Source organism: Streptomyces sp. NPDC018045 (assembly GCF_044327445.1).
Taxonomy (GTDB): Bacteria; Actinomycetota; Actinomycetes; order Streptomycetales; family Streptomycetaceae; genus Streptomyces.
This window is the reverse complement of record NZ_JBIRFL010000016.1, coordinates 123,477-143,229: the sequence shown is the minus strand read 5'-3', so window position 1 is coordinate 143,229 and position 19,753 is coordinate 123,477. Positions and strand designations below refer to the sequence as shown.

18 protein-coding genes and 3 pseudogenes are annotated in these 19,753 nt (G+C 71.3%); 11 read left to right on the top strand and 10 right to left on the bottom strand.

What is annotated here, in order from left to right; translation table 11 throughout:
- Positions 1–120: 120 nt before the first annotated feature.
- Both ACH4EB_RS27855 and ACH4EB_RS27850 read left to right on the top strand, forming a co-directional pair.
- Positions 121–930 (top strand): DUF1707 domain-containing protein, encoded by an 810-nt coding sequence (locus ACH4EB_RS27855; protein ID WP_398350577.1) that lies wholly within the window; start codon positions 121–123, stop codon positions 928–930.
- Positions 931–1,142: 212 nt separating this feature from the next.
- Positions 1,143–1,502: a WhiB family transcriptional regulator gene (locus ACH4EB_RS27850; protein ID WP_063759207.1), complete on the top strand. Its 360-nt coding sequence runs from the start codon at positions 1,143–1,145 to the stop codon at positions 1,500–1,502.
- 173 nt (positions 1,503–1,675) lie between these two features.
- Here the strand turns inward: ACH4EB_RS27850 and glpX are convergent, their stop codons facing one another.
- Positions 1,676–2,707, bottom strand: a complete 1,032-nt coding sequence (gene glpX, locus ACH4EB_RS27845; RefSeq protein ID WP_385244558.1) for a class II fructose-bisphosphatase — start codon at positions 2,705–2,707, stop codon at positions 1,676–1,678.
- A 212-nt stretch (positions 2,708–2,919) separates the two neighbouring features.
- Between glpX and ACH4EB_RS27840 the strand changes: the two genes are divergently transcribed.
- The gene (locus tag ACH4EB_RS27840; RefSeq protein WP_398350591.1) at positions 2,920–3,456 is read left to right on the top strand and encodes a DUF4245 domain-containing protein; all 537 of its coding nucleotides are present in this window, start codon (positions 2,920–2,922) and stop codon (positions 3,454–3,456) included.
- A gap of 111 nt (positions 3,457–3,567) precedes the next feature.
- Here ACH4EB_RS27840 and ACH4EB_RS27835 read toward each other — a convergent pair whose 3' ends face one another.
- The 4 genes from ACH4EB_RS27835 to ACH4EB_RS27820 all read right to left on the bottom strand — a co-directional run bounded on the left by ACH4EB_RS27835 (position 3,568) and on the right by ACH4EB_RS27820 (position 7,655).
- Positions 3,568–4,161 carry a malonic semialdehyde reductase gene (locus tag ACH4EB_RS27835; RefSeq protein ID WP_398350576.1) on the bottom strand — a complete coding sequence of 198 codons (594 nt, stop codon included), beginning with the start codon at positions 4,159–4,161 and terminating at the stop codon, positions 3,568–3,570.
- 370 nt (positions 4,162–4,531) lie between these two features.
- Positions 4,532–4,807, bottom strand: a complete 276-nt coding sequence (locus ACH4EB_RS27830; protein ID WP_398350575.1) for an exodeoxyribonuclease VII small subunit — start codon at positions 4,805–4,807, stop codon at positions 4,532–4,534.
- A gap of 10 nt (positions 4,808–4,817) precedes the next feature.
- Entirely contained in the window at positions 4,818–6,053 is a 1,236-nt protein-coding gene (gene xseA, locus ACH4EB_RS27825; RefSeq protein ID WP_398350573.1) for an exodeoxyribonuclease VII large subunit, read from the bottom strand.
- Positions 6,054–6,179: 126 nt separating this feature from the next.
- Complete coding sequence (locus ACH4EB_RS27820) at positions 6,180–7,655, bottom strand: APC family permease (RefSeq protein WP_398350572.1); 1,476 nt, start codon at positions 7,653–7,655, stop codon at positions 6,180–6,182.
- A 389-nt stretch (positions 7,656–8,044) separates the two neighbouring features.
- Between ACH4EB_RS27820 and ACH4EB_RS27815 the strand changes: the two genes are divergently transcribed.
- Together ACH4EB_RS27815 and ppgK are read left to right on the top strand one after the other, a co-directional pair.
- Positions 8,045–9,088: a 4-hydroxy-3-methylbut-2-enyl diphosphate reductase gene (locus tag ACH4EB_RS27815; protein WP_398350570.1), complete on the top strand. Its 1,044-nt coding sequence runs from the start codon at positions 8,045–8,047 to the stop codon at positions 9,086–9,088.
- A gap of 99 nt (positions 9,089–9,187) precedes the next feature.
- A complete protein-coding gene (ppgK, locus tag ACH4EB_RS27810; RefSeq protein ID WP_398350569.1) occupies positions 9,188–10,063 on the top strand; it encodes a polyphosphate--glucose phosphotransferase in 876 nt (291 codons plus the stop codon).
- Here ppgK and ACH4EB_RS27805 read toward each other — a convergent pair.
- Positions 10,029–10,841, bottom strand: coding sequence for a DUF6542 domain-containing protein (locus ACH4EB_RS27805; protein ID WP_398350567.1), 813 nt, complete (start codon positions 10,839–10,841; stop codon positions 10,029–10,031). The two genes, ppgK and ACH4EB_RS27805, sit on opposite strands and share 35 nt — an antisense overlap.
- A 518-nt stretch (positions 10,842–11,359) precedes the next feature.
- Here ACH4EB_RS27805 and ychF point away from each other — a divergent pair.
- Entirely contained in the window at positions 11,360–12,448 is a 1,089-nt protein-coding gene (gene ychF / locus ACH4EB_RS27800) for a redox-regulated ATPase YchF (RefSeq protein ID WP_398350566.1), read from the top strand.
- 123 nt (positions 12,449–12,571) lie between these two features.
- Here the strand turns inward: ychF and ACH4EB_RS27795 are convergent.
- From ACH4EB_RS27795 to ACH4EB_RS27780, 4 genes and pseudogenes are all read right to left on the bottom strand, one after another.
- Positions 12,572–12,834, bottom strand: a pseudogene (locus ACH4EB_RS27795) (type II toxin-antitoxin system RelE/ParE family toxin).
- Positions 12,827–13,094, bottom strand: a pseudogene (locus ACH4EB_RS27790) (type II toxin-antitoxin system prevent-host-death family antitoxin). Before ACH4EB_RS27790 ends, ACH4EB_RS27795 begins: the two co-directional pseudogenes overlap by 8 nt.
- A 63-nt stretch (positions 13,095–13,157) precedes the next feature.
- Positions 13,158–13,391: pseudogene (locus ACH4EB_RS27785) on the bottom strand (Uma2 family endonuclease); the annotation flags it as partial.
- A 482-nt stretch (positions 13,392–13,873) separates the two neighbouring features.
- Entirely contained in the window at positions 13,874–14,596 is a 723-nt protein-coding gene (locus ACH4EB_RS27780) for a PIG-L deacetylase family protein (protein ID WP_398350590.1), read from the bottom strand.
- Positions 14,597–14,928: 332 nt separating this feature from the next.
- On the opposite strand from ACH4EB_RS27780, the gene ACH4EB_RS27775 reads away from it, so the two are divergent.
- The 5 genes from ACH4EB_RS27775 to ACH4EB_RS27755 all read left to right on the top strand — a co-directional run bounded on the left by ACH4EB_RS27775 (position 14,929) and on the right by ACH4EB_RS27755 (position 19,687).
- A complete protein-coding gene (locus ACH4EB_RS27775; RefSeq protein WP_398350565.1) occupies positions 14,929–15,681 on the top strand; it encodes a GntR family transcriptional regulator in 753 nt (250 codons plus the stop codon).
- Positions 15,682–16,305: 624 nt separating this feature from the next.
- Positions 16,306–18,009: an APC family permease gene (locus ACH4EB_RS27770; RefSeq protein WP_398350563.1), complete on the top strand. Its 1,704-nt coding sequence runs from the start codon at positions 16,306–16,308 to the stop codon at positions 18,007–18,009.
- Between the two features lie 265 nt (positions 18,010–18,274).
- Entirely contained in the window at positions 18,275–18,454 is a 180-nt protein-coding gene (locus tag ACH4EB_RS27765; protein WP_398350561.1) for an SPOR domain-containing protein, read from the top strand.
- Positions 18,455–18,492: 38 nt separating this feature from the next.
- Positions 18,493–18,906, top strand: a complete 414-nt coding sequence (locus ACH4EB_RS27760; protein ID WP_398350559.1) for a (deoxy)nucleoside triphosphate pyrophosphohydrolase — start codon at positions 18,493–18,495, stop codon at positions 18,904–18,906.
- A 391-nt stretch (positions 18,907–19,297) separates the two neighbouring features.
- Entirely contained in the window at positions 19,298–19,687 is a 390-nt protein-coding gene (locus ACH4EB_RS27755) for an ATP-binding protein (RefSeq protein ID WP_398350589.1), read from the top strand.
- Positions 19,688–19,753: the final 66 nt, after the last annotated feature.

Sequence of the window (19,753 nt, the reverse complement as noted above, 5' to 3'; positions counted from 1 at the left end):
GCCTGAACAGCGTAGAACCCCGCTCCCCGGCCGCCGCTGTGAGGTAAGGCTCACCCGGAACGGCGTCGGGTCCGCGCGCCCCCTAGTCGCGATCTATCGCGTTTCGGTAGGGTGCCCCCCGTGGACGAATCGTCGCTCGCCAAGCGAGCCCAGCAGCCGGTGAACCTGACCAAGCCCGTGGCCGAGGCCGAGCTGCGGGCCTCCGACGCCGACCGGGACCGGATCGCGGAGATCCTGCGCGAGGCGCTGGCGGTGGGGCGGCTGGACGCCGAGGAGCACGCCGAGCGCATCGACCTGGTCTACCGCGCCAAGACGATGGGCGAACTGGAGCCACTGGTACGGGACCTGCCCGCGGAGGACGGCGTCCCCGGGCCCCGCCCCGCGGCCACCGCGTACGACGCGGAGCCGGGCGGCGCGCTGCCGGACCAGACGATGGTCGCGATCTTCAGCGCCTCGACCCGCAAGGGCCGCTGGCGGGTGCCCGGCCGGATCAACGCCGTCGCGGTCTTCGGCAGCGTGGAGATCGACCTGACCGAGGGGATCTTCCAGCAGCAGCAGATCCAGATCAACGTCACCTCGATCTTCGGCAGTGTGGAGATCCGGGTGCCGGAGAACGTCACGCTGCGCAGCAGCGGTTCCGGCGTGCTCGGCGCCTTCGAGGTCGAGACGAACGAGTCGATGGAAGGTGACGCTCCGGTCGTCGTCGTCAACGGCTACGCGGTGCTCGGCAGCGTCGAGGCAAAGCCCAAGCGGGCCAAGTGGCTTCGCGACCTGCGCGACGATCTGCGCGGGGTGCGGCGCGCGTGGCGGGAGCAGCGGCACGACGAACACCAGGAGGTGTACGAACGCCACCGGGACGGGCGCCGGGCCCCGCACGGACACCGCCGGGGCGAGCGGCACGGACGGCTGCACGGCGGCCACCGCGACTGACGGGGCCGACGACGGCGGCCCCGGCCTCCGGAGCCGGTCTTTCCGCGGCGCGTCCGCACTGCTCGGGGACCGTTCGCAACCGTGTGCATAAGCACGCGTACAGCGGGTAGGGCTGGTGCATCGTCTCTCGTACGGCTGCGGGGTGCGAAAAGTCGTGCGCAGCGAGACGGGCAAGGGTGACTCTTCGCCGAAGCCGTCGTCAGGAGTAGACCGTGCTGCTACCGCATCAGCCTCTGCAGGACACCGCAGTTGTTCCGTCCCAGCGGGTTCCCTCTCGCGAAGAGGCCGGTCCCTGGCACGCGGAGGCGGTGTGCCGCCGTGACGAGGCGGGCCTGTTCTTCGCACCGTCCAAGGAGCCGACCGCCGCGCGCCTGGCGAGGGAGGAAGCCGCCAAGCGCGTCTGTGCCCGCTGCCCGGTGATGATCGAGTGTCGGGAGCACGCCCTCGTGCAGCCGGAGCCCTACGGAGTGTGGGGCGGCCTGACCGCCGCCGAACGCCGGGTCGTACTGGCCCGCCGCCGGCGCCGGGAGACCGAGTTGCAGCGCTCGGCCCGTATGCAGGCCGCCGGTTGAGCCGCCGGTGCGACCGGCACGCGTGACGGGCCGGGACCCCGCCGACAAGACGGCGGAGTCCCGGCCCGAGCGTTTGGCGCGCCGTCCGGCTGCGGGCAGCCGGTGCGCTCGTACGGCGCGGCCGTCGGCTGAGGCTGAACGGCGCGCTCGTACAGTGCGGCCGCCGGCTGAGGCTAGCTGGGGCGCTCGAAGTCGACCGAGCTGTACGCGCGCAGCTTGGAGAGCCGGTGCTCGGAGTCGACCCGGCGGATCGTGCCGGACTTGGAGCGCATGACCAGCGACGAGGTGGTCGCGGTCTCGGCGCGGTAGCGCACCCCGCGCAGCAGGTCGCCGTCGGTGATGCCGGTGGCGACGAAGAAGACGTTGTCGCCGCGGACCAGGTCGTCGGTCTGGAGCACCTTGTCCAGGTCGTGCCCGGCGTCGATCGCGCGCTGCCGCTCCTCGTCGTCCTTCGGCCACAGCTTGGCCTGAAGGGTGCCGCCCAGGCACTTGAGGGCGCACGCGGCGATGATGCCCTCCGGCGTACCGCCGATGCCCAGCAGCAGGTCCACGCCGGTGCCCTCGCGGGCCGCCATGATCGCGCCGGCCACGTCGCCGTCGGAGATGAACTTGATCCGGGCGCCGGCCTCCCGTACCTCCTTGACCAGGCCCTCGTGGCGCGGCCGGTCCAGGATGACGACGGTGACGTCCTCGACGGCGGACTTCTTCGCCTTGGCGATCCGGCGGATGTTCACGCCGACCGGCGCGGTGATGTCGACGAAGTCGGCGGCCTCGGGGCCGGTGGCCAGCTTGTCCATGTAGAAGACCGCGGACGGGTCGAACATCGCGCCGCGCTCGGCGACGGCCATCACGGAGACGGCGTTGGCCATGCCCTTGGCGGTCAGGGTGGTGCCGTCGACCGGGTCCACGGCCACGTCGCACTCGGCACCGGTGCCGTCACCGACCCGCTCGCCGTTGTAGAGCATCGGGGCGTTGTCCTTCTCGCCCTCCCCGATGACCACGACGCCGTTCATGGAGACGGTGTGGATCAAGGCACGCATGGCCTTGACGGCGGCGCCGTCGGCGCCGTTCTTGTCGCCACGCCCGACCCAGCGGCCCGAGGCCATGGCTCCGGCCTCGGTCACCCGGACAAGCTCCAGTGCGAGGTTGCGGTCGGGAGCCTCGGGGCTGACCTCGAGTTGGGACGGCAGATGATGCTCGGTCATCGAGCGCACCTTTCTGTACGGCGACGGCCGGAATGGTGAGGGTGGCTATGACTTTATCGGTACGTCGCCAAAATGAGCAGTGGGCCCTACGCATGAGCGGCGACAAAGTGCCGGGTGGGCGTGTCCCCCCCCGGCGGACGCCGGGGCGCCGTACGGCGGGGGGTGTGTCTTCACGGCGCCGGGGATGGGGGACCATAGAGGGCGTGGCAGGTATGCGAGGCAAGCAGACGGTTCGGGACATGGTCCTGTCGATGGCGGTGATCGGCGCCCTCGTCGCGGGCATCTATGTCTTCATCCCGCACAACGACAGCAGGACCGCCGAGGTGAGCGCGGTCAAGACGGTCGACTACCGCGTGGAGCTCGCGACCGCCCGGCGCGCCGCGCCGTACCCGGTCGCCGCCCCCAAGGGGCTGCCCGAGGGCTGGCGCGCCACCTCCGTCACGTACAAGGCGGACAAGGACGGCAAGGGCGGCGCCTGGCACCTGGGCTTCCTCGACCCGGAGCAGGAGTACGCGGCGCTGGAGCAGAGCGACGCGCCCGCGAAGAAGTTCATCCAGGACGTCACGCTGGGCGCGGAGAAGGCCGCGGGCAAGCAGGCCGTCGGCGGCGTGAAGTGGGACCGCTACAAGGGCGAGAAGTACCGTGCGCTGGTCCGCGAGGAGGACGGCGTCACGACCGTCCTCACCGGCACCGCGCCGTACGGACGGCTCGCGGAACTGGCGGCGTCCTTGGAGACGAAGAAGGACTGACCCCCGTCGGCCACGGTCCGCCCGCCGGGCCGTGCGCGGAGGTCGTGCACCTACGACGAGGCCGCCGCGTCCGGGATGGACGTGGCGGCCTCGTCGTAGGTGGCGGGGGGCTCAGACGGTGGTGACGGCCTCATCGAAGCCCAGGCGCGGCGAGCGCGGGAAGAACGCCTCGGCACCCGGCTTGCCGATGTTGATGACCATGAAGGACTTCTGCTTGCCGTCGCCGAAGAACTCCTTGTCGATGCCGGCGAAGTCGAAGCCGGTCATCGGGCCGGCGGCCAGGCCCGCCGCGCGGACGCCGACGATGAAGTAACCGGCCTGCAGCGTCGCGTTCTGGACACCGGCGACCTCGCGGACGGCCGGCTCGGAGAAGTACGCGTCCTTGATGCCCGGGGCGTGCGGGAACAGCGTCGGCAGCTTCTCGTGGAAGTCGAGGTCCGTCGAGAGGATCACGGTCAGCGGCGCGCTCAGCGTCTTCGGGCCGTTGGCGCCCATCGCGTGCTTCACCAGGCGCTCGCGGGCGTCCTCGGAACGGACCATGGTGATGCGCAGCGGCGACTGGTTGAAGGCGGTGGGGGCGAACTTCACCAGGTCATAGATGGCCTGCACCTGCTCGTCCGTCACCGGCTCGTCCGTGAACGTGTTGGCGGTCTGGGCCTCGCGGAAGAGGAGGTCCTGGGCGGCGGCGTCGAGCGCGAGAGACATGAGGGCACCTCGTGGGTCGGGATTTCCGTGTTCGTCATCAACTGTAACCAAGGTAGATTAAGTTTCAACTAATACGGGGGAATCGTGACCCGATTCACAAGGGGGCGCGGGGGCTGGGGGCCGGTGCGGGGCGCGGGGGCGGCCTGGGCCGTACGGCTCGCGGGCGTGGGCTGTGGGCTCCGGCCGGGGGCTCCCCGGCCGTACGGCTCCCGGCGGTAGGGCTGCGGCTTCGGCCGTACGGCTCCTGGGCGTAGGGCTGCGGCCTCGGCCCGCCGGGGCTTTCTCGGCCTTGGGGCTTCTCGGCCGTACAGGTCCTTGCTCGTACGGGGGGCCTTGCCTGCACGGGGCCGGAGCGGGCGTTGTACGGCGGCTACTCGGCCGCGCTCTCTTCCGCGTCCTCCTCCGCCAGCGCCGCGTCCAGACGCGCCCGCGCGCCGTCCAGCCAGCGGCGGCAGACCTTCGCCAGCTCCTCGCCGCGCTCCCAGAGCGCGAGGGACTCCTCCAGTGTGGTCCCGCCGGCCTCCAGGCTGCGGACGACCTCGATCAGCTCGTCCCGGGCCTGTTCGTACCCGAGCGCGGAACCCTCCGGCTGCGCCGCGTCCGCCGCGCCGTCCACCATCGTGTCGTCCGTCTTCGCCTTCGCCATGGCTCCCACCCTAATCCGGGGGTGTGACATCGGAGGGGGCGCCGGACACCCGTACCCGGAACTCGCCGTCGGCGACCCGGGCCCGCAGCTCCTCGTCCGGCGCGACCTCGCCGGGCGAGCGCACGGCCGAGCCGTCCGGCTTCTGGAGCACCGCGTAGCCCCGCTCCAGGGTCGCCTTCGGGGAGAGGGCGACGACCCGCGCCAGCGTGTGCGACAGCTCCGAGTCGGCGCGGTCCAGCAGGTGCCCCAGGGTGCGCCGGCCGCGCTCCAGCATGGCCGTGACCTGGTCCTCGCGCTCCTCGACCATCCGGTGGGGCCGCTCCATCGAGGGCCTGCTCAGGGCCGCGGCCAGGCCCCGCTCCTCGCGGTCCAGATAGCCGCCGACCGCGCGCAGCGCCCGCTCGCGCAGTTGCCGGATGCGCGCGAACTCCTCGCCCACGTCCGGTACGACCTTCTTCGCCGCGTCCGTCGGGGTCGAGGCGCGCAGGTCGGCGACCAGGTCCAGCAGCGGCGAGTCCGGTTCGTGGCCGATCGCGGAGACGACGGGCGTACGGGCCGCGCCCACGGCCCGGACCAGTTGCTCGTCCGAGAACGGCAGCAGATCCTCGACGCTGCCGCCGCCGCGCGCCACGATGATCACGTCGACCTCGGGCAGCGCGTCCAGCTCCTTGACCGCCTCGATCACCTGCGGCACCGCGTGCACGCCCTGCACCGGTACGTTGCGCACCTCGAAGCGGACCGCCGGCCAGCGCAGCCGGGCGTTCTCCAGGACGTCCCGCTCGGCGGCGCTGGCCCGTCCGCACACCAGGCCGATCAACTGCGGCAGGAACGGCAGCCCGCGCTTGCGCTCCGCCCGGAACAACCCCTCGGCCGCCAGCGACTTCTTCAGTTGCTCCAGACGCGCCAGCAGCTCGCCGACGCCCACCGGCTTGATCTCGGCGGCCCGCAGCGAGAGCTGGCCGCGCGGGGCGTACCACTCCGGCTTGGCGTGCACGACGACCCGGGCGCCCTCGCTGACCACGTCCGCGACCTTGTCGAAGACCTGGCGGTAGCACGTCACGCTCACCGAGATGTCGTACGACGGGTCGCGCAGCGTCAGGAAGACCACGCCGGCGCCCGGCCGCCGGGACAACTGCGTGATCTGTCCCTCGACCCATACGGCCCCCAGCCGGTCGATCCACCCCCCGATGAGCCGCGACACCTCGCCGACGGGGATCGGCGCCTCCGCAGACGTCCTCACACTCATGCCACGAGCGTATAGCCCGGCACCGACAGCGCCGGTGCCGCGGAGCGGGCGGCGGTGGCCGGTACGGAGTCCGCCGCGCACAGCCGGCCGTCGGGCCGGGTCGGGCCGGGCCGGGCCCGTACGGAGTCAGCCGCCCACCGCTCCGCCCCTCCGGCGCCCGTACTGAACCCCCAGCACCACCAGCCCCACCACCAGCCACACCGCGCCCACGATCTGCGCGGTCCTGGACGCCTCCACGACGACCGCGACCACCACCCCCAGGCCCAGCACCGGCACCAGTACGTGCTTGACGACGTTCGGCCGGTCGGCCCGCTTGCGTACCCAGAACCAGCCGATCACCGAGGCGTGCAGCAGGCCGAAGGCGGTCAGCGCGCCCACGTTGACGATCGAGGACAGGTGGTCCAGCCCGTCGTCGCGGCGGGCCGCCCACACCGCCGCGACCAGTGTCACCGCCGCGGCGCCCAGCAGCGCCCGCCGCGGCACCCCGCTGCCCGCGTCGACCTTCGACATCGCGCCCGGCAGCCGCCGGTCCCGCGCCATCGCGAACAGCAGCCGCCCGGCCGCCGCCTGCCCCGCCAGTGCCGCGAACGCCGCCCCGATGGCCTTGCTCGCCGCCACCAGCTTCTGCAGCCACTCACCGACGGCCGCGTCCGCCGTCGTATAGAAGGCGTCGCCCTGCTCGGCGGGGTTCGCCGCCAGCTCGGCCGCCGGCATCGGCGCCAGCAACGCCGCCAGGTAGGTCTGCACGGCGAACAGCACCCCCGCCATGACCAGGCAGGTCAGCACGGCCCGCGCCACCCGCACCGCCCCTCCCGTCGCCTCCTCCGCGAACGACGCGATCGCGTCGAACCCCAGGTACGACAGCACCGCGACCGACACCGCGGCCAGTACCGCACTCAGCGAGAACGCCCCCTCGCCGGTGAGCGGCTCCGACCAGCCGCGCTGCGCCCCCTCCGTGGCCAGCACCCACACCGCCGCCACCACGAACACCACCAGCACCACCAGCTCCATGGCCAGCACCACGAAGCCGACCACCGCGGCGGTCCGTACCCCCAGGAGGTTCAGCAGCGTGGTGACGACCACCGCGAGTGCCGTCCACACCCACTGGTGCACGGACGGCACCAGCGCGTGCATGGCGATACCGGAGAAGAGATACGCCACCGCCGGGATCAGCAGGTAGTCGAGCATCGCCATCCACCCCGCGACGAAGCCCGCGCCGTCGCCGAGCCCGGCCCGCGCGTAGGTGAACACCGACCCGGCCTGCGGGGCGACCCGCACCATCTGCGCGTACGAGTACGCGGTGAAGGCCATCGCGACCGTCGCGACCACGTAGACGAGGGTGATCGCGCCGTGCGACTTGGCCTGGAGGGTGCCGAAGATCCCGACGGGCGCCATCGGGGCGATGAACAGCAGCCCGTAGACGACCAGGTCACGGAAGGACAGTGTGCGCCGGAGCCCGCCACCCCCTTGCCCGCCACCCCCTTGCCCGGCGGACGCGCCGCCCGCCGCGGCGGGCCCAGAGGACGCGCCGCGCGACGGGCGCCCGGGGAAGGGGCGCGGTGGGCGACGGGAGGGCGGGTTCGGCCCGGACGGTGCGCTCATGACGGTCACTCCAGCAGGGGACGTACGGCCGACGATGATCGTCGGCCGTCTCCCAGCTTCGGGCAAGGCCGCGTCCCGGGCGGGATGGACGCGCCAAGAGGGATGACGGACGGGGCGGACGCGCCGGGAAGGACGTCAGGCAGGATGAATGCGCCAGGAGGGCCGACGGGCGGGATGAATGCGCCAGGGGGGACGACGACAGGCGCGGCGGTACGGGGCGGCACGCCCGGCACGCCCGACGGCGCGTACGGCCCGCCCGACGGCGCGCGGCCGGTCGTGAGGTGGTGCAGGGGAGCGCGCGCCGACCCGCACCCCCGCCGCGCGCCCGTCCCGCCGCGCGCCCCGCCACGCCCCGGCGGCATCACGAACCCCGAAGTCGGCCCCGTACGATGGATCGTATGACTGCTGCTACGCCCAGCCCGTCGCCCGCCACCGCTCCGGACGGAGACGCCGCACCGCGCGAGAACCGCCGCCGGGTGCTGCTCGCCGCGCCCCGTGGCTATTGCGCGGGCGTGGACCGTGCCGTGATCGCCGTCGAGAAAGCCCTGGAACAGTACGGCGCGCCCGTCTACGTGCGCCACGAGATCGTGCACAACAAGTACGTCGTCAAGACCCTGGAGAAGAAGGGCGCGATCTTCGTCGACGAGACGGCGGAGGTGCCCGAGGGCAACATCGTCATCTTCTCCGCGCACGGCGTGGCCCCGGTCGTCCACGACGAGGCCAAGCAGGGCAAGCTGGCCACCATCGACGCCACCTGCCCGCTGGTCACCAAGGTCCACAAGGAAGCCGTCCGGTACGCCAAGGAGGACTTCGACATCCTCCTGATCGGCCACGAGGGCCACGAAGAGGTCATCGGCACCAGCGGCGAGGCCCCCGACCACATCACCCTCGTCGACGGTCCCGAGGACGTGGGCAACGTCGAGGTCCGCGACCCGGACAAGGTCGTCTGGCTCTCCCAGACCACCCTGTCGGTCGACGAGACCATGGAAACGGTCGACGCCCTCAAGGGCCGCTTCCCCAACCTCCTGTCGCCGCCCAGCGACGACATCTGCTACGCCACGCAGAACCGCCAGATCGCCGTCAAGCAGATGGGCGCCGAGGCCGACCTCGTCATCGTCGTCGGCTCCAAGAACTCCTCGAACTCCGTCCGTCTCGTCGAGGTCGCCCTCGGCGCCGGCGCCGGCGCCGCCCACCTGGTCGACGGCGCGGAGGAGATCGACGAGAGCTGGCTGGAGGGCGTGACCACCGTCGGCCTCACCTCCGGCGCCTCCGTCCCCGACGTCCTGGTGCACGGCGTACTGGACTGGCTCGCCCAGCGCGGATACGAGGACGTCGAGACGGTCAAGGCCGCCGAGGAGTCCATCACCTTCTCCCTGCCGAAGGAACTCCGCCGCGACCTGCGCTCCGAGGCGAAGGCCGCCACCGAGGGCTGAGCCCGGCCCGGCCGGGACACCCCCGCCGGGCCGGCGAAGCCGGGAACCGAACCCGTAGGTCGAGGGGTGAACCGGCCCGTCCGCGCCTAGCCTCTAGGCATGAAGGTCTTTGGTGTGGACATCGGCGGGTCGGGCATCAAGGGGGCTCCGGTGGACCTGGAGCGCGGTGACCTGGCGGACGAGCGGTACAAGGTACTGACCCCGCATCCGTCCACCCCGGACGCGGTCGCGGACTGCGTCCGGCAGGTCGTGGAGCACTTCGGCTGGACGGGGCCGGTCGGCGCGACGTTCCCGGGCGTGGTGACCGACGGCGTCACCCGTACGGCGGCCAACGTCGACACGGGGTGGGTCGACCGGAACGCCGCGGCGCTGCTGGCGGGCCGGCTCGGTGACGGGACCGGCGGCTGCCCGGTCACGGTCCTCAACGACGCGGACGCGGCGGGCCTGGCCGAGATGCACTTCGGCGCGGGCCGGGGGCGCGGGGGCACGGTCATCGTGCTCACCTTCGGCACCGGCATCGGCAGCGCCGTCTTCACCGACGGCAAGCTCGTGCCCAACACCGAGCTGGGCCACCTGGAGCTGCACGGCCACGACGCGGAGAAGCGGGCGTCCACCAAGGTCAAGGACGACGAGGACCTGAGCTGGCAGCAGTGGGCGCACCGGGTGCAGAAGTACCTCGCCCACGTGGAGATGCTCTTCTCGCCCCGGTTGTTCGTGATCGGCGGCGGTGTCAGCCGCAAGGCGGCGAAGTTCCTGCCGCTGATCGAGGGCATCCGGGCGGAGATCGTGCCCGCCCAGTTGCAGAACAACGCGGGCATCGTGGGCGCCGCGATGGCCGCGCGGGCCGCGACCAGGGACGGTGCGGCGGCCCCCGCCGGCGCGGGCGCGTCGGCGGGCCCGGTGGCCGCCGCCCCCGCCGCCTCCGACGGCCCCGACGCCGCTACGTCGCAGGTCGGCTGGCCGGCCGATCCCTGACCTGGCCCGCCCGCTGACCGGCGGGCGCCCCGGGCGTACGGCCGGGGCGACGCGCCCCCTGGCCCAGCCCTGGACGCTGCCCCGGACCCGGCCCCTGCTCCACCCGCCGGCGCTCGCGCTCCGGTACCGCCGCCGGCGCTTTCCCGGCGCCTTCTCCCCGGAGGGGCGCACGGCCCGCTGCCCGCGCCGCCTGCCGCCGCGCGTGCCGCTCGGCCTGCCGCCGCGCCAGGGCCGCCGCCTTGCGTACGAAGACGATCAGCGCGCAGGCCAGCGTCCCCGCGTACAGCCAGCCCGCCTGCGTGGCCAGCACCGTGAAGACCCCCATCAGCAGCCCGCCGAACCCGCCCGTGTTGTGGCTGATCGGTACGGCTCCGACGGTGTACGCGATGGGCAGCGCGATCGGCGCCGTGATCAGGTCGTACGGCCGTACCCACAGCCCGGCGCACACGCTCACCAGGACGAAGAACACCCCGTACGCCGTCGGCGCGCTGCCGAACAGCAGCCGGTCCAAGAAGGCGAAGGCGAAGAGGGCGAAGGTGCCGAGCAGGCCGCAGCCCAGGCCCGTGAGCCGGGGCGCGGGAAGCCGCGCGGCGGCCCGCGCCAGCGGAGCCAGCGGTCCGCGCCGACGCGCGCGGACCCGGTAGACGGTCGAACTCTCCTCACCGCACTCGCCCGCTCCTGGGCCGCGTGGGGCGCCTGGGCCGCCCGGGGCCCGCGGGGCTCCCGGGGTACCCGCCGCGTTCAGGGCGTCCCGGGCGCCCGGAGCGTTCGGCGGCACGGCCTCCGCGGGACGGGGAAGCCGGGCGTCCTGACCCGCTGCCGGACGGCCGGTCCGGGGCGGACTGTGCTGAGGGCTGCGCGCTCTGTATTGCTCCACTCGGCAACGGTAGGCCGCTAAGTGGGATAAACCGGTTACAGGACACGCGTTTTGACTGACCTGACCGGGCCATTCGGCGTACACATCACCCCGCGGCCGTCACGCAGCGTACGCGTACCCGCCTTCGCGCCCTACGAAGCACAGTCGTAGCTCACCCCCGTACCTCCCTCGTGCCACACCCCCCACCGGACCCTCCGGAGCACCGAAGCGGTCCCACCCCTCCGGCCACCTCCCCGCTCCCTCGTCCGCACCCCGTCCGCTCCCCTTCCTGCTCCCCTTCCGGCTCTCCTCCCCCCGCCCCGTAGACTGGACGACCGGTCCTCCACGGACCGCACGGCGCCTACGGCCGCCCCGGCCCCGCAGCGGGCCGTACGTACCGTCGCCCAGTCCACTCGCATCCTCTCCGGGAAGTCGCCACCGTGTCGCTCACGATCGGAATCGTCGGACTGCCGAATGTCGGCAAGTCGACCATGTTCAACGCCCTGACCAAGAACGACGTGCTGGCGGCCAACTACCCGTTCGCCACCATCGAGCCCAACGTCGGCGTCGTCGGCGTCCCCGACCCCCGCCTGGCCAAGCTGGCCGAGATCTTCGACTCCCAGAAGATCCTCCCGGCCACCGTCGACTTCGTCGACATCGCGGGCATCGTCCGTGGCGCCTCCGAGGGCGAGGGCCTGGGCAACAAGTTCCTGGCGAACATCCGCGAGTCCGACGCGATCTGCCAGGTCATCCGCGCCTTCAAGGACGAGAACGTCGTCCACGTCGACGGCAAGATCTCGCCCAAGAGCGACATCGAGACCATCAACACCGAGCTGATCCTCGCCGACCTCCAGACCATCGAGAAGGTCCTGCCGCGCCTCCAGAAGGAGTCGCGCATCAAGAAGGACGTCGCCCCGAAGGTCAAGGCGGTCGAGGAGGCCAAGGCCATCCTGGAGCAGGGCGACACGCTCTTCTCGCAGGGCATCGTCCAGGGCTCCGAGCGCGCGGAGCTCCTCCACGACCTCCACCTCCTCACCACCAAGCCCTTCCTCTACGTCTTCAACGTCGATGAGGACGAGCTGACCGACGACGACTTCAAGGCCGAACAGCGCGCCCTGGTCGCCCCCGCCGAGGCCATCTTCCTCAACGCCAAGCTGGAAGCCGACCTCGCCGAACTCGACGAGTCCGAAGCCCTCGAACTCCTCCAGTCCGTAGGCCAGGAAGAACCCGGCCTCGCCACCCTCGCCCACGTCGGTTTCAACACCCTCGGCCTGCAGACCTACCTCACCGCCGGCCCCAAGGAAACCCGCGCCTGGACCATCAACAAGGGCGCCACGGCCCCCGAAGCAGCCGGCGTCATCCACACCGACTTCCAAAAGGGCTTCATCAAGGCCGAGGTCATCTCGTTCGACGACTTGGTGGAGGCGGGGTCGGTGGCGGAGGCCCGGGCGGCGGGCAAGGCCCGTATGGAGGGGAAGGACTATGTCATGCGGGATGGGGATGTGGTGGAGTTCCGCTTCAATGTATGAGCGCATGGAATAACACCACGCTGCTGATGCGGCAATAATGCAGTTCAGAAAGGGGCCAGGCTCTCATGAGCCCGGCCCCTTCATCGTTCCCGTGCCGAATATTCTGAGCGGTGTCAGGAGTGCTCAGGTGCCGTAGGCGGTGGAGCGAAGCCCGACGTGCACGGCCCACACCACCAGCTCGCCATTGTCGATCGTGTAATCACGCGGTGGTCGCCTACCCGTAGAGGGCACCGGCCGGGCTGGGAGACGAGGGCCGTGGTGTCGAAGTCCGTCGGGTCGCTCTCCAGCTCGGTCAGCTCGGCCAGAATGCGGAGGGCCATGTCTCGCGGGAACTTGCGGAGCTCGGCCTGAGCCTCGGGCCGGAAGACGGTGCGGTACTCACGCACTGCGCGCCAGCGTCTCCCTCATGATGTCCTCGATCGGGATGCCGGGTGCCGGGTTGGCCATGCGCTCGTCGATGATCCGGTTGATCTCGCGCTCTTCCCACTCCTGGTATTTGCGCAGCACCTCGATGGAGACGACGGCCGCGACTTCCTTGCCCCGCGGGTGATCACGGCGGCCACGTCGTCACGATCGGCGCGCTCCATCACCTCGGCGAGGTGCGCGCGCACGTCGCGGATGGCTCTATGGGCAGAGGCTGTGTCATGAGCCCGAGAGTGCCGAGTGTCGCATGTGTACACAACGCCGGATCGGGAGCCGTGGCGCCGCGGTAGGGCGGACCCGTCGGCAAGAGGTCCGGCTCGGGGCGGTTACGGGCATCGAGGCGGATCGTCATCGCCCGCTCGACCTCGAAGCCGGTCGGCGCCTGTGCCATGAGCGTGGTGGTCAGGGCGGTGACAAGACGGCCGTGCCACGACCGCTGCGGCGATGTCGGGGAGACGAGCGCTCCGTCTATGAGTTCAGTGTGGCGAGGCGCCTCGGGGAGGCGGTCCGAGTCCTCCGCCTGCGAGTGAGGCCGCTTTCGCGTCGCTTCGGCAGATCGTGCCGATAGCGATGGGGGGCTATGAGGTCCGGGATCTCCTCGGTACGGCGTTCATCGATCGAGGAGGGTGAGGGAATGGGAGCGGTGTTCGCTGTCCTGTGTGCGGAGCCGACATCGAGGACTGGTGGGTCGGTGAGATGGGCTGCGCGGTTCTGCCGGACGGGTTTTTCGGTTCGCTCGCTGCGACGACTCCCTGTTGCTCTGCGCCGACGGACCTGAACGCCCTCGATTACGTCGAAGCCGCGGGGTTTTCCAGGTACAGGTTGACGATCACTGATCCGGAATGCGAGTTGCCTCTTTGTTCGGCCGATGTGGGGGGCACTGGGGGACGCCCTTGGTACGGGATTGCGGCAAGTGATTGCCAGATACTGATTTCGGTGTGGCGTTCGAGGTGGTCTTCGGTGGCTTCGGCGGGTGTGTCGGGAGGTGGAAGGGGGCGGTCGTCAGCGGGGGTAGAGCTGGAAGAGGGTGGCGGGGGTGCCGCGGTACTGGTCGCCCGCTGTGCGGAGCATGGGTTCGAGGATGGAGCGGGCGTACGCGGCCGGGTCCTTGCCCGCGTCTTCCAGGCCCGTGATGTACGCGCGGTGTTCGGCCAGGGAGGAGATGGCTCGGTCGATGCCGGGGCCGACGTCTTTGGCGTGGGTGGGGTGTGGGGAGCCGGCCACCGCCACCCAGCGGACGCCGTTCCAGGGGTCGAGGCCGAGTTCGGCGGTCAGGTCGGGGAAGATCCAGCGGTTGCCCGCGTCGCCCGCCGCGTCGAGGGTGGCGCGGCCCACTACTCGGTGGTCCGGGGTGTTCCAGGCGACCCCGCCCCAGGTGTCGTGGTGGTTGAGGGTGATCAGCAGCTCGGGGCGGTGCCAGCGGATGGCGGCCGCCAGGTCGCGGCGGAGCGGTAGGCCGGCCTCGATGACGCCGTCGCGGTGGCGGTCCAGGAACTCCACCGTCCGTACGCCGACGACGGCGGCGCTCGCCCGCTGCTCCGCCTCGCGGACCGTGGCGCACTCCTCGGGGCCGAGGCCGTCGATACCCGCCTCACCGCGCGTGACCAGGAGGTAGGCGACCTCTCGCCCGGCCGCGGTCCACTCGGCGATGGCGGCGGCTGCGCCGTATTCGAGGTCGTCGGGGTGGGCCACGATGGCCAGGGCGCGCTGCCAGTCCTCCGGCATGGGGAAGAGGCGGGAGGAGGGGGAGGGAGCGGGGGCGGGGGCGGGGGCGCCGGTGGTCTCGCGGGGGTCGGCGGTGGGGGTGTCGGGCACGGTGGGCTCCTTCCCGTACCGCTCGGGCGGTCGCGCGTGCGGCGTGTCGTATCGACTTTCGCACGAACGGCGCGGCCTCGCCGGGCAGCCGGGAACGCGTGTCCATGGTGGGCCAACTTCCATGATCAGGAGGCCGGTTGAGCTGGGCTTCATCACATCGAGTGAATTACTGGCCCAGGCTTGCGGTCAACAACGCGCGGTTGCCACGCTGTTGCTGACTGTCAAGCTGTTGGGAGGGGCATGTGCCTTTCGGTGAGCAGCCCGCGTACCTCCGCGTCGCCGGCGACCTGCGCCAGAAGATCGTCGAAGGTGTGCTGCCCCCGCACACCCGCCTCCCCTCCCAGGCCCGTATTCGCGAGGAGTACGGCGTCTCCGACACGGTCGCCCTGGAGGCCCGCAAGGTTCTGATGGCCGAGGGCCTGGTCGAGGGCCGCTCCGGGTCGGGGACGTACGTGCGCGAGCAGCCCGTCCCGCGCCGTATCGCCCGGGCCGGCTACCGCACCGGCGTCGGCGCCACGCCCTTCCGGCAGGAGCAGGCCGACGAGCGGGTCAAGGGCACCTGGGAGTCCAGCAGCGCGCGGGAGGAGGCCGACCCGGTCGTCGCGTCCCGGCTGCGCATCCAGGTGGGCGACCGGGTGATGCGTACGCGCTATCTCTTCCGCGCCGAGGGTGAGCCGGCCATGCTCTCGACGTCCTGGGAGCCGCTGGACATCACGGGACGTACGCCGGTGATGCTGCCCGAGGAGGGGCCGCTGGCCGGCCGTGGGGTGGTCGAGCGGATGGCGGCCATCGACGTGATCGTGGACAACGTGGTCGAGGAGGTCGGGGCGCGCCCCGGGCTCGCCGAGGAGGCCATGACGCTGGGCGGGGTGCCGGGCCATGCGGTGCTGGTCATCTCGCGTACGTACTTCGCGGGCGGCCGCCCCGTGGAGACGGCCGATGTCGTGACGCTCGCCGACCGCCATCGGGTGGCGTACCACCTGCCCGTCCATTAGCCGCCAACCCGTCTGTCCGGGCGGTAGTCGCTGGCTTCCCCGGCGCCGGTCGCATGCTTCGGCCGCGCGCTTCGGTTCCCGGTGCCGGTTGCACGCATCGGCCGCCTGCTTCGGTCCCCTGTACCGGCCGCATGGATCGGCCGCTCGCTTCGACCCATGGGCCGGCCTCACGTACCGGCCGCCCGCTGCCCATACCTCAGCCCTGTCAGCCGCGTTGGCTGCCCAGCACCAGCACCAGCACCAGCACCAGAGCCCAGCACCAGCTCCGTGCGTCAGGCGCGTGCGTCAGGCGATGGTGGGACAGTGTGGCGGGTCAGGTCGGCAGGCCGGCGGCGCGGGCACCCCTTTCCCCTCTCCGTAATGACCGAAACCCGTTCCCACCTAGTAATTTCATCGCCGCCTGCGGTCAAGATCGCACGTTGTGTACTGACGCGTAACCCGCCAGTAGCCACCCCCTAAGTCGCAGTATGTCTGGATTTGGGAGGCCAATTGGCGTGTTGGAAACCTCACACACCTTCAGCCAGACCCGAGTTTTGACCTTGCTTGGGAATCCGATCTTCCAATTCGCTCTTACGATGGCGAAGTTTGTGCACGGCACGGGGGAAGATCAGGAGACCAAGCACGTTGAGCACGACGCAGACCCAGAGCGCGGAGCAGGGCTCCCACTCGAATTACCGACGGTCCCTCGGGACCATTGCCCTGACCGCCACGGGTCTGGGGTCGATCATCGGTTCCGGCTGGCTCTTCGGGGCCGAGCGGGCCGCCGCCATCGCTGGTCCCGCCGCCATCCTCGCCTGGGTCATCGGCGCGGTCGTCGCGCTCACGATCGCCCTGACCTACACCGAGCTCGGCTCGATGTTCCCCAAGGCGGGCGGCATGGTCCGCTACGGCCAGTACTCGCACGGTTCGCTCGCCGGCTACCTCGCCGCCTGGGCCAACTGGATCGCGATCGTCTCCGTCATACCCGGGGAGGCGACCGCCTCCGTCCAGTACATGAGTTCCTGGAACTTCGGGTGGACCCAGGGGCTCTACGACGGCAAGGAACTGACCGGCAGCGGCGTCGCCCTGGCCAGTCTCCTGCTGATCTTCTACTTCTTCCTGAACTGGTTCGCGATCTCGCTCTTCGCGAAGACCAACACCGCGATCACGGTCTTCAAGGTCGTCGTCCCGATCATGACCGCGAGCGCGCTGATGCTGGCGCACTTCGACACCGGCAACATCAAGGACCACGGCGGTTTCACGCCCAACGGCTGGAGCGCGGTCTTCACCGCCGTCGCCGTCTCCGGCATCGTCTGGGCCTACAACGGCTTCCAGTCGCCGCTGAACATGGCCGGCGAGGCCCGTAACCCGGGCAAGTCGCTGCCCAAGGCCGTCATCTACTCGATCCTGATCGCGCTGGTCATCTACGTCGCGCTCCAGGTCGCCTTCCTGATGGCCGTCCCCGGCGGCAAGCTGGAGTCCGCCGGCGGCTGGGCCCACCTCGGCTACAACTCGCCGCTCGCCGACCTCGCCATCGCCTGGGGCCTGAACTGGCTGGCGCTGCTGCTGTACGCGGACGCCTTCGTCTCCCCGTCCGGCACCGGCATGATCTACGCCGCGACCACCTCGCGCATGATCCACGGCGTGCAGGAGAACGGCCATCTGCCGAAGATCTTCGGCCGGGTCGACAAGAAGACCGGTGTGCCGCGCCCGGCGCTGGTCCTCAACCTGTTCATCGCCTTCCTGTTCCTCGCGGTCTTCCGCGGCTGGGGCTCGCTCGCCGAGATCGTCTCGGTGGCCACCGTGATCTCGTACATCACCGGCCCGGTCGCGGTGATGTCGCTGCGCCGCCTGGCGCCCGACCTCAAGCGGCCGGTGAAGCTGCGCGTGATGCCGTTCATCGCGCCGATCGCGATGGTCTTCGGCTCGCTGGTCCTGTACTGGGGCCGCTGGCCGCTCACCGGCAAGGTCATCCTGATCATGGCGGTCGGTCTGCCGGTCTGGGCCTGGTACGAGCTGCGCAAGCCGTGGGCCGAGCTGAAGCCGCACCTGAAGGCGGGCGCCTGGATGGTGGCGTACCTGCTGGTCATGGCGGGCGTCTCGTACATGGGCGGCGAGGAGTTCGGCGGCAAGGGCTACCTGCCGCCGGGCTGGGACATCGTCGTGGTCGCCGTGATCGGCCTGGTCTTCTACGTATGGGGGGTCCGCAGCTCTTGGCGCAACCCGTCGCTGATCGAGGCCGAGGCGGAGTCGCTGGCGGCGGCCGAGGCCGAGGCCGCCGAGGAGCAGGCCGCGGCCGCCAAGGCCGGTGACGTGTCCGGCGCCAAGTGCGAGGCGGGCAAGGCGTAACGCCTTCTCGCGAAGGGGACCGACGGGCGCCGTCGGTGGCAGGAGCCACCGGCGGCGCCCGTTCGTGTCCGTGTCCAGGGGCGCTCGCAGGGGCGTCCGTACGCCCTTTGCGCGGAGTTCGATGGCCGGTTCGGTATCTCTTTGTGCAAAGGCGTATCCGGTGCGTAAAGGTCGGGCGTAGGCTCGGGCATATGCGGAATGCGGTTTCGGCATCAGTACTGGAGGGGCGCGCGACGGCGTGCCGGCCGGCGGACGGAGGGGCGCGATGACCGACAGTGGCGCGGTGCTGCCCTGGCTCGTCATTCGCCAGGACGAGGGCGGCAACCGCTATCGCGTCGGCCGCTACGCCACCCGCGCGGAAGCGGAGCAGGTGGCCGACCGGCTCGACACCCGCCGCAACGGGCGGCTCTACGTCGTGGAGCGGGTGGGGCACGTCACCACCTGAGGCGAAGGGGCGGCAGCGGGGGACGTAGGCTGCCGCGCATGACGGACGTACGTGTGGTGGTCGGCGGAGCGGTGCTCGACGGGGGAAGGCTGCTGGCCGCGCGGCGCAGCGCGCCCGCCGCGCTGGCCGGCCGCTGGGAGCTGCCCGGTGGCAAGGTCGAGCCCGGTGAGACGCCCGAGGAGGCGCTGGCGCGCGAACTCCGCGAGGAGCTGGGAATCGAGGCCGCGCCGCTGGAGCGCATCCCGGGGGAGTGGGCACTGCGCCCCGGTCTCGTCCTGCGGGTGTGGACGGCCCGGCTGGTCTCCGGCGAGCCCCGGCCCCTCCAGGACCACGACGAGCTGCGCTGGCTGGCCCCGGGCCAGGAGGGCGAGGTCGACTGGCTGGACCAGGACCGCCCGGCGGTCGCCGAGGCGATGCGCCGCCTCGGCTCCACGTACGCGGCCGGAGCCTGACCGGGCCGCCCTGGGTCGCGGGTGCGCGTGGGCGCTCCGGGCGGGCGCTCCGTGTGGGCCGGTCATCTTGTCACCTCACCGTTCCCCCGTACGGGCCGATCATCGGATCGGGCGGGTCCCCCGTACGGGGCTGCCGCTGCGGTGCCGGCACCGGAGCAGCCGTACCGCCCGTGAGGCGTATGCGCCGTGACTTCGCTCGCCCCAGTACGCCGTTTGTGCCACAGTGCGCCATTGAGAGCGATATTGATGCGCTGATACCGGGTATGTGCTGTTTACCCCCTCACCACGGACAATCCGGAGGGTGTTCGCATCGGGCTGGGAAGTGATCGGCGTGAGCGACAGCGCAGCGGCAGGGGTCCCGGAATCCGCCCCCTACGCGCCCCGACGCGGCATGATCTCCGGTTCCCCGCTCGCCGAATGGAGCTTTCCGGCCGAGCCCGGGTCCGCGCGTACCGCCCGTGCCGCGGTCCGCGAGACACTCCAGGACTGGGGGCTGGACACCGTCGTCGACCTGACCGTGCTGCTCGTCAGCGAGCTGGTGACCAACTCGCTGCGCTATGCCAGCGGGCCCATCGGCTTGCGTATCGTCCTCAAGAGCGGGGGCGGTCTGCTCGTCGAGGTGTCGGATCCGGTGCCCGACCCGCCGCGGGAGCGCGCCGCGACTCCCGAGGACGAGGGCGGCCGGGGCCTGCAACTGGTGGCGTGCACGTCACGGTCTTGGGGCACCCGACATGGCAGAACGGGGAAAACAGTGTGGTTCGAGCTGTCTGTGGCGGGTTAGGAGTCTGGTGGCGGCCTGATCGTTGCCGTTTCATTGACATTCTGTGGACGGCTTGCGATCGAGACT

Bases quoted from the DNA above. Each gene is read 5' to 3' on its own strand.
- glpX (WP_385244558.1), bottom strand. From the start codon at position 2,707: ATGACCGAGCATCATCTGCCGTCCCAACTCGAGGTCAGCCCCGAGGCT.
- ACH4EB_RS27840 (WP_398350591.1), top strand. From the start codon at position 2,920: ATGCGAGGCAAGCAGACGGTTCGGGACATGGTCCTGTCGATGGCGGTG.
- ACH4EB_RS27835 (WP_398350576.1), bottom strand. From the start codon at position 4,161: ATGTCTCTCGCGCTCGACGCCGCCGCCCAGGACCTCCTCTTCCGCGAG.
- ACH4EB_RS27830 (WP_398350575.1), bottom strand. From the start codon at position 4,807: ATGGCGAAGGCGAAGACGGACGACACGATGGTGGACGGCGCGGCGGAC.
- xseA (WP_398350573.1), bottom strand. From the start codon at position 6,053: ATGAGTGTGAGGACGTCTGCGGAGGCGCCGATCCCCGTCGGCGAGGTG.
- ACH4EB_RS27820 (WP_398350572.1), bottom strand. From the start codon at position 7,655: ATGAGCGCACCGTCCGGGCCGAACCCGCCCTCCCGTCGCCCACCGCGC.
- ACH4EB_RS27815 (WP_398350570.1), top strand. From the start codon at position 8,045: ATGGATCGTATGACTGCTGCTACGCCCAGCCCGTCGCCCGCCACCGCT.
- ppgK (WP_398350569.1), top strand. From the start codon at position 9,188: ATGAAGGTCTTTGGTGTGGACATCGGCGGGTCGGGCATCAAGGGGGCT.
- ACH4EB_RS27780 (WP_398350590.1), bottom strand. From the start codon at position 14,596: ATGCCGGAGGACTGGCAGCGCGCCCTGGCCATCGTGGCCCACCCCGAC.
- ACH4EB_RS27765 (WP_398350561.1), top strand. From the start codon at position 18,275: ATGACCGACAGTGGCGCGGTGCTGCCCTGGCTCGTCATTCGCCAGGAC.
- ACH4EB_RS27760 (WP_398350559.1), top strand. From the start codon at position 18,493: ATGACGGACGTACGTGTGGTGGTCGGCGGAGCGGTGCTCGACGGGGGA.
- ACH4EB_RS27755 (WP_398350589.1), top strand. From the start codon at position 19,298: ATGATCTCCGGTTCCCCGCTCGCCGAATGGAGCTTTCCGGCCGAGCCC.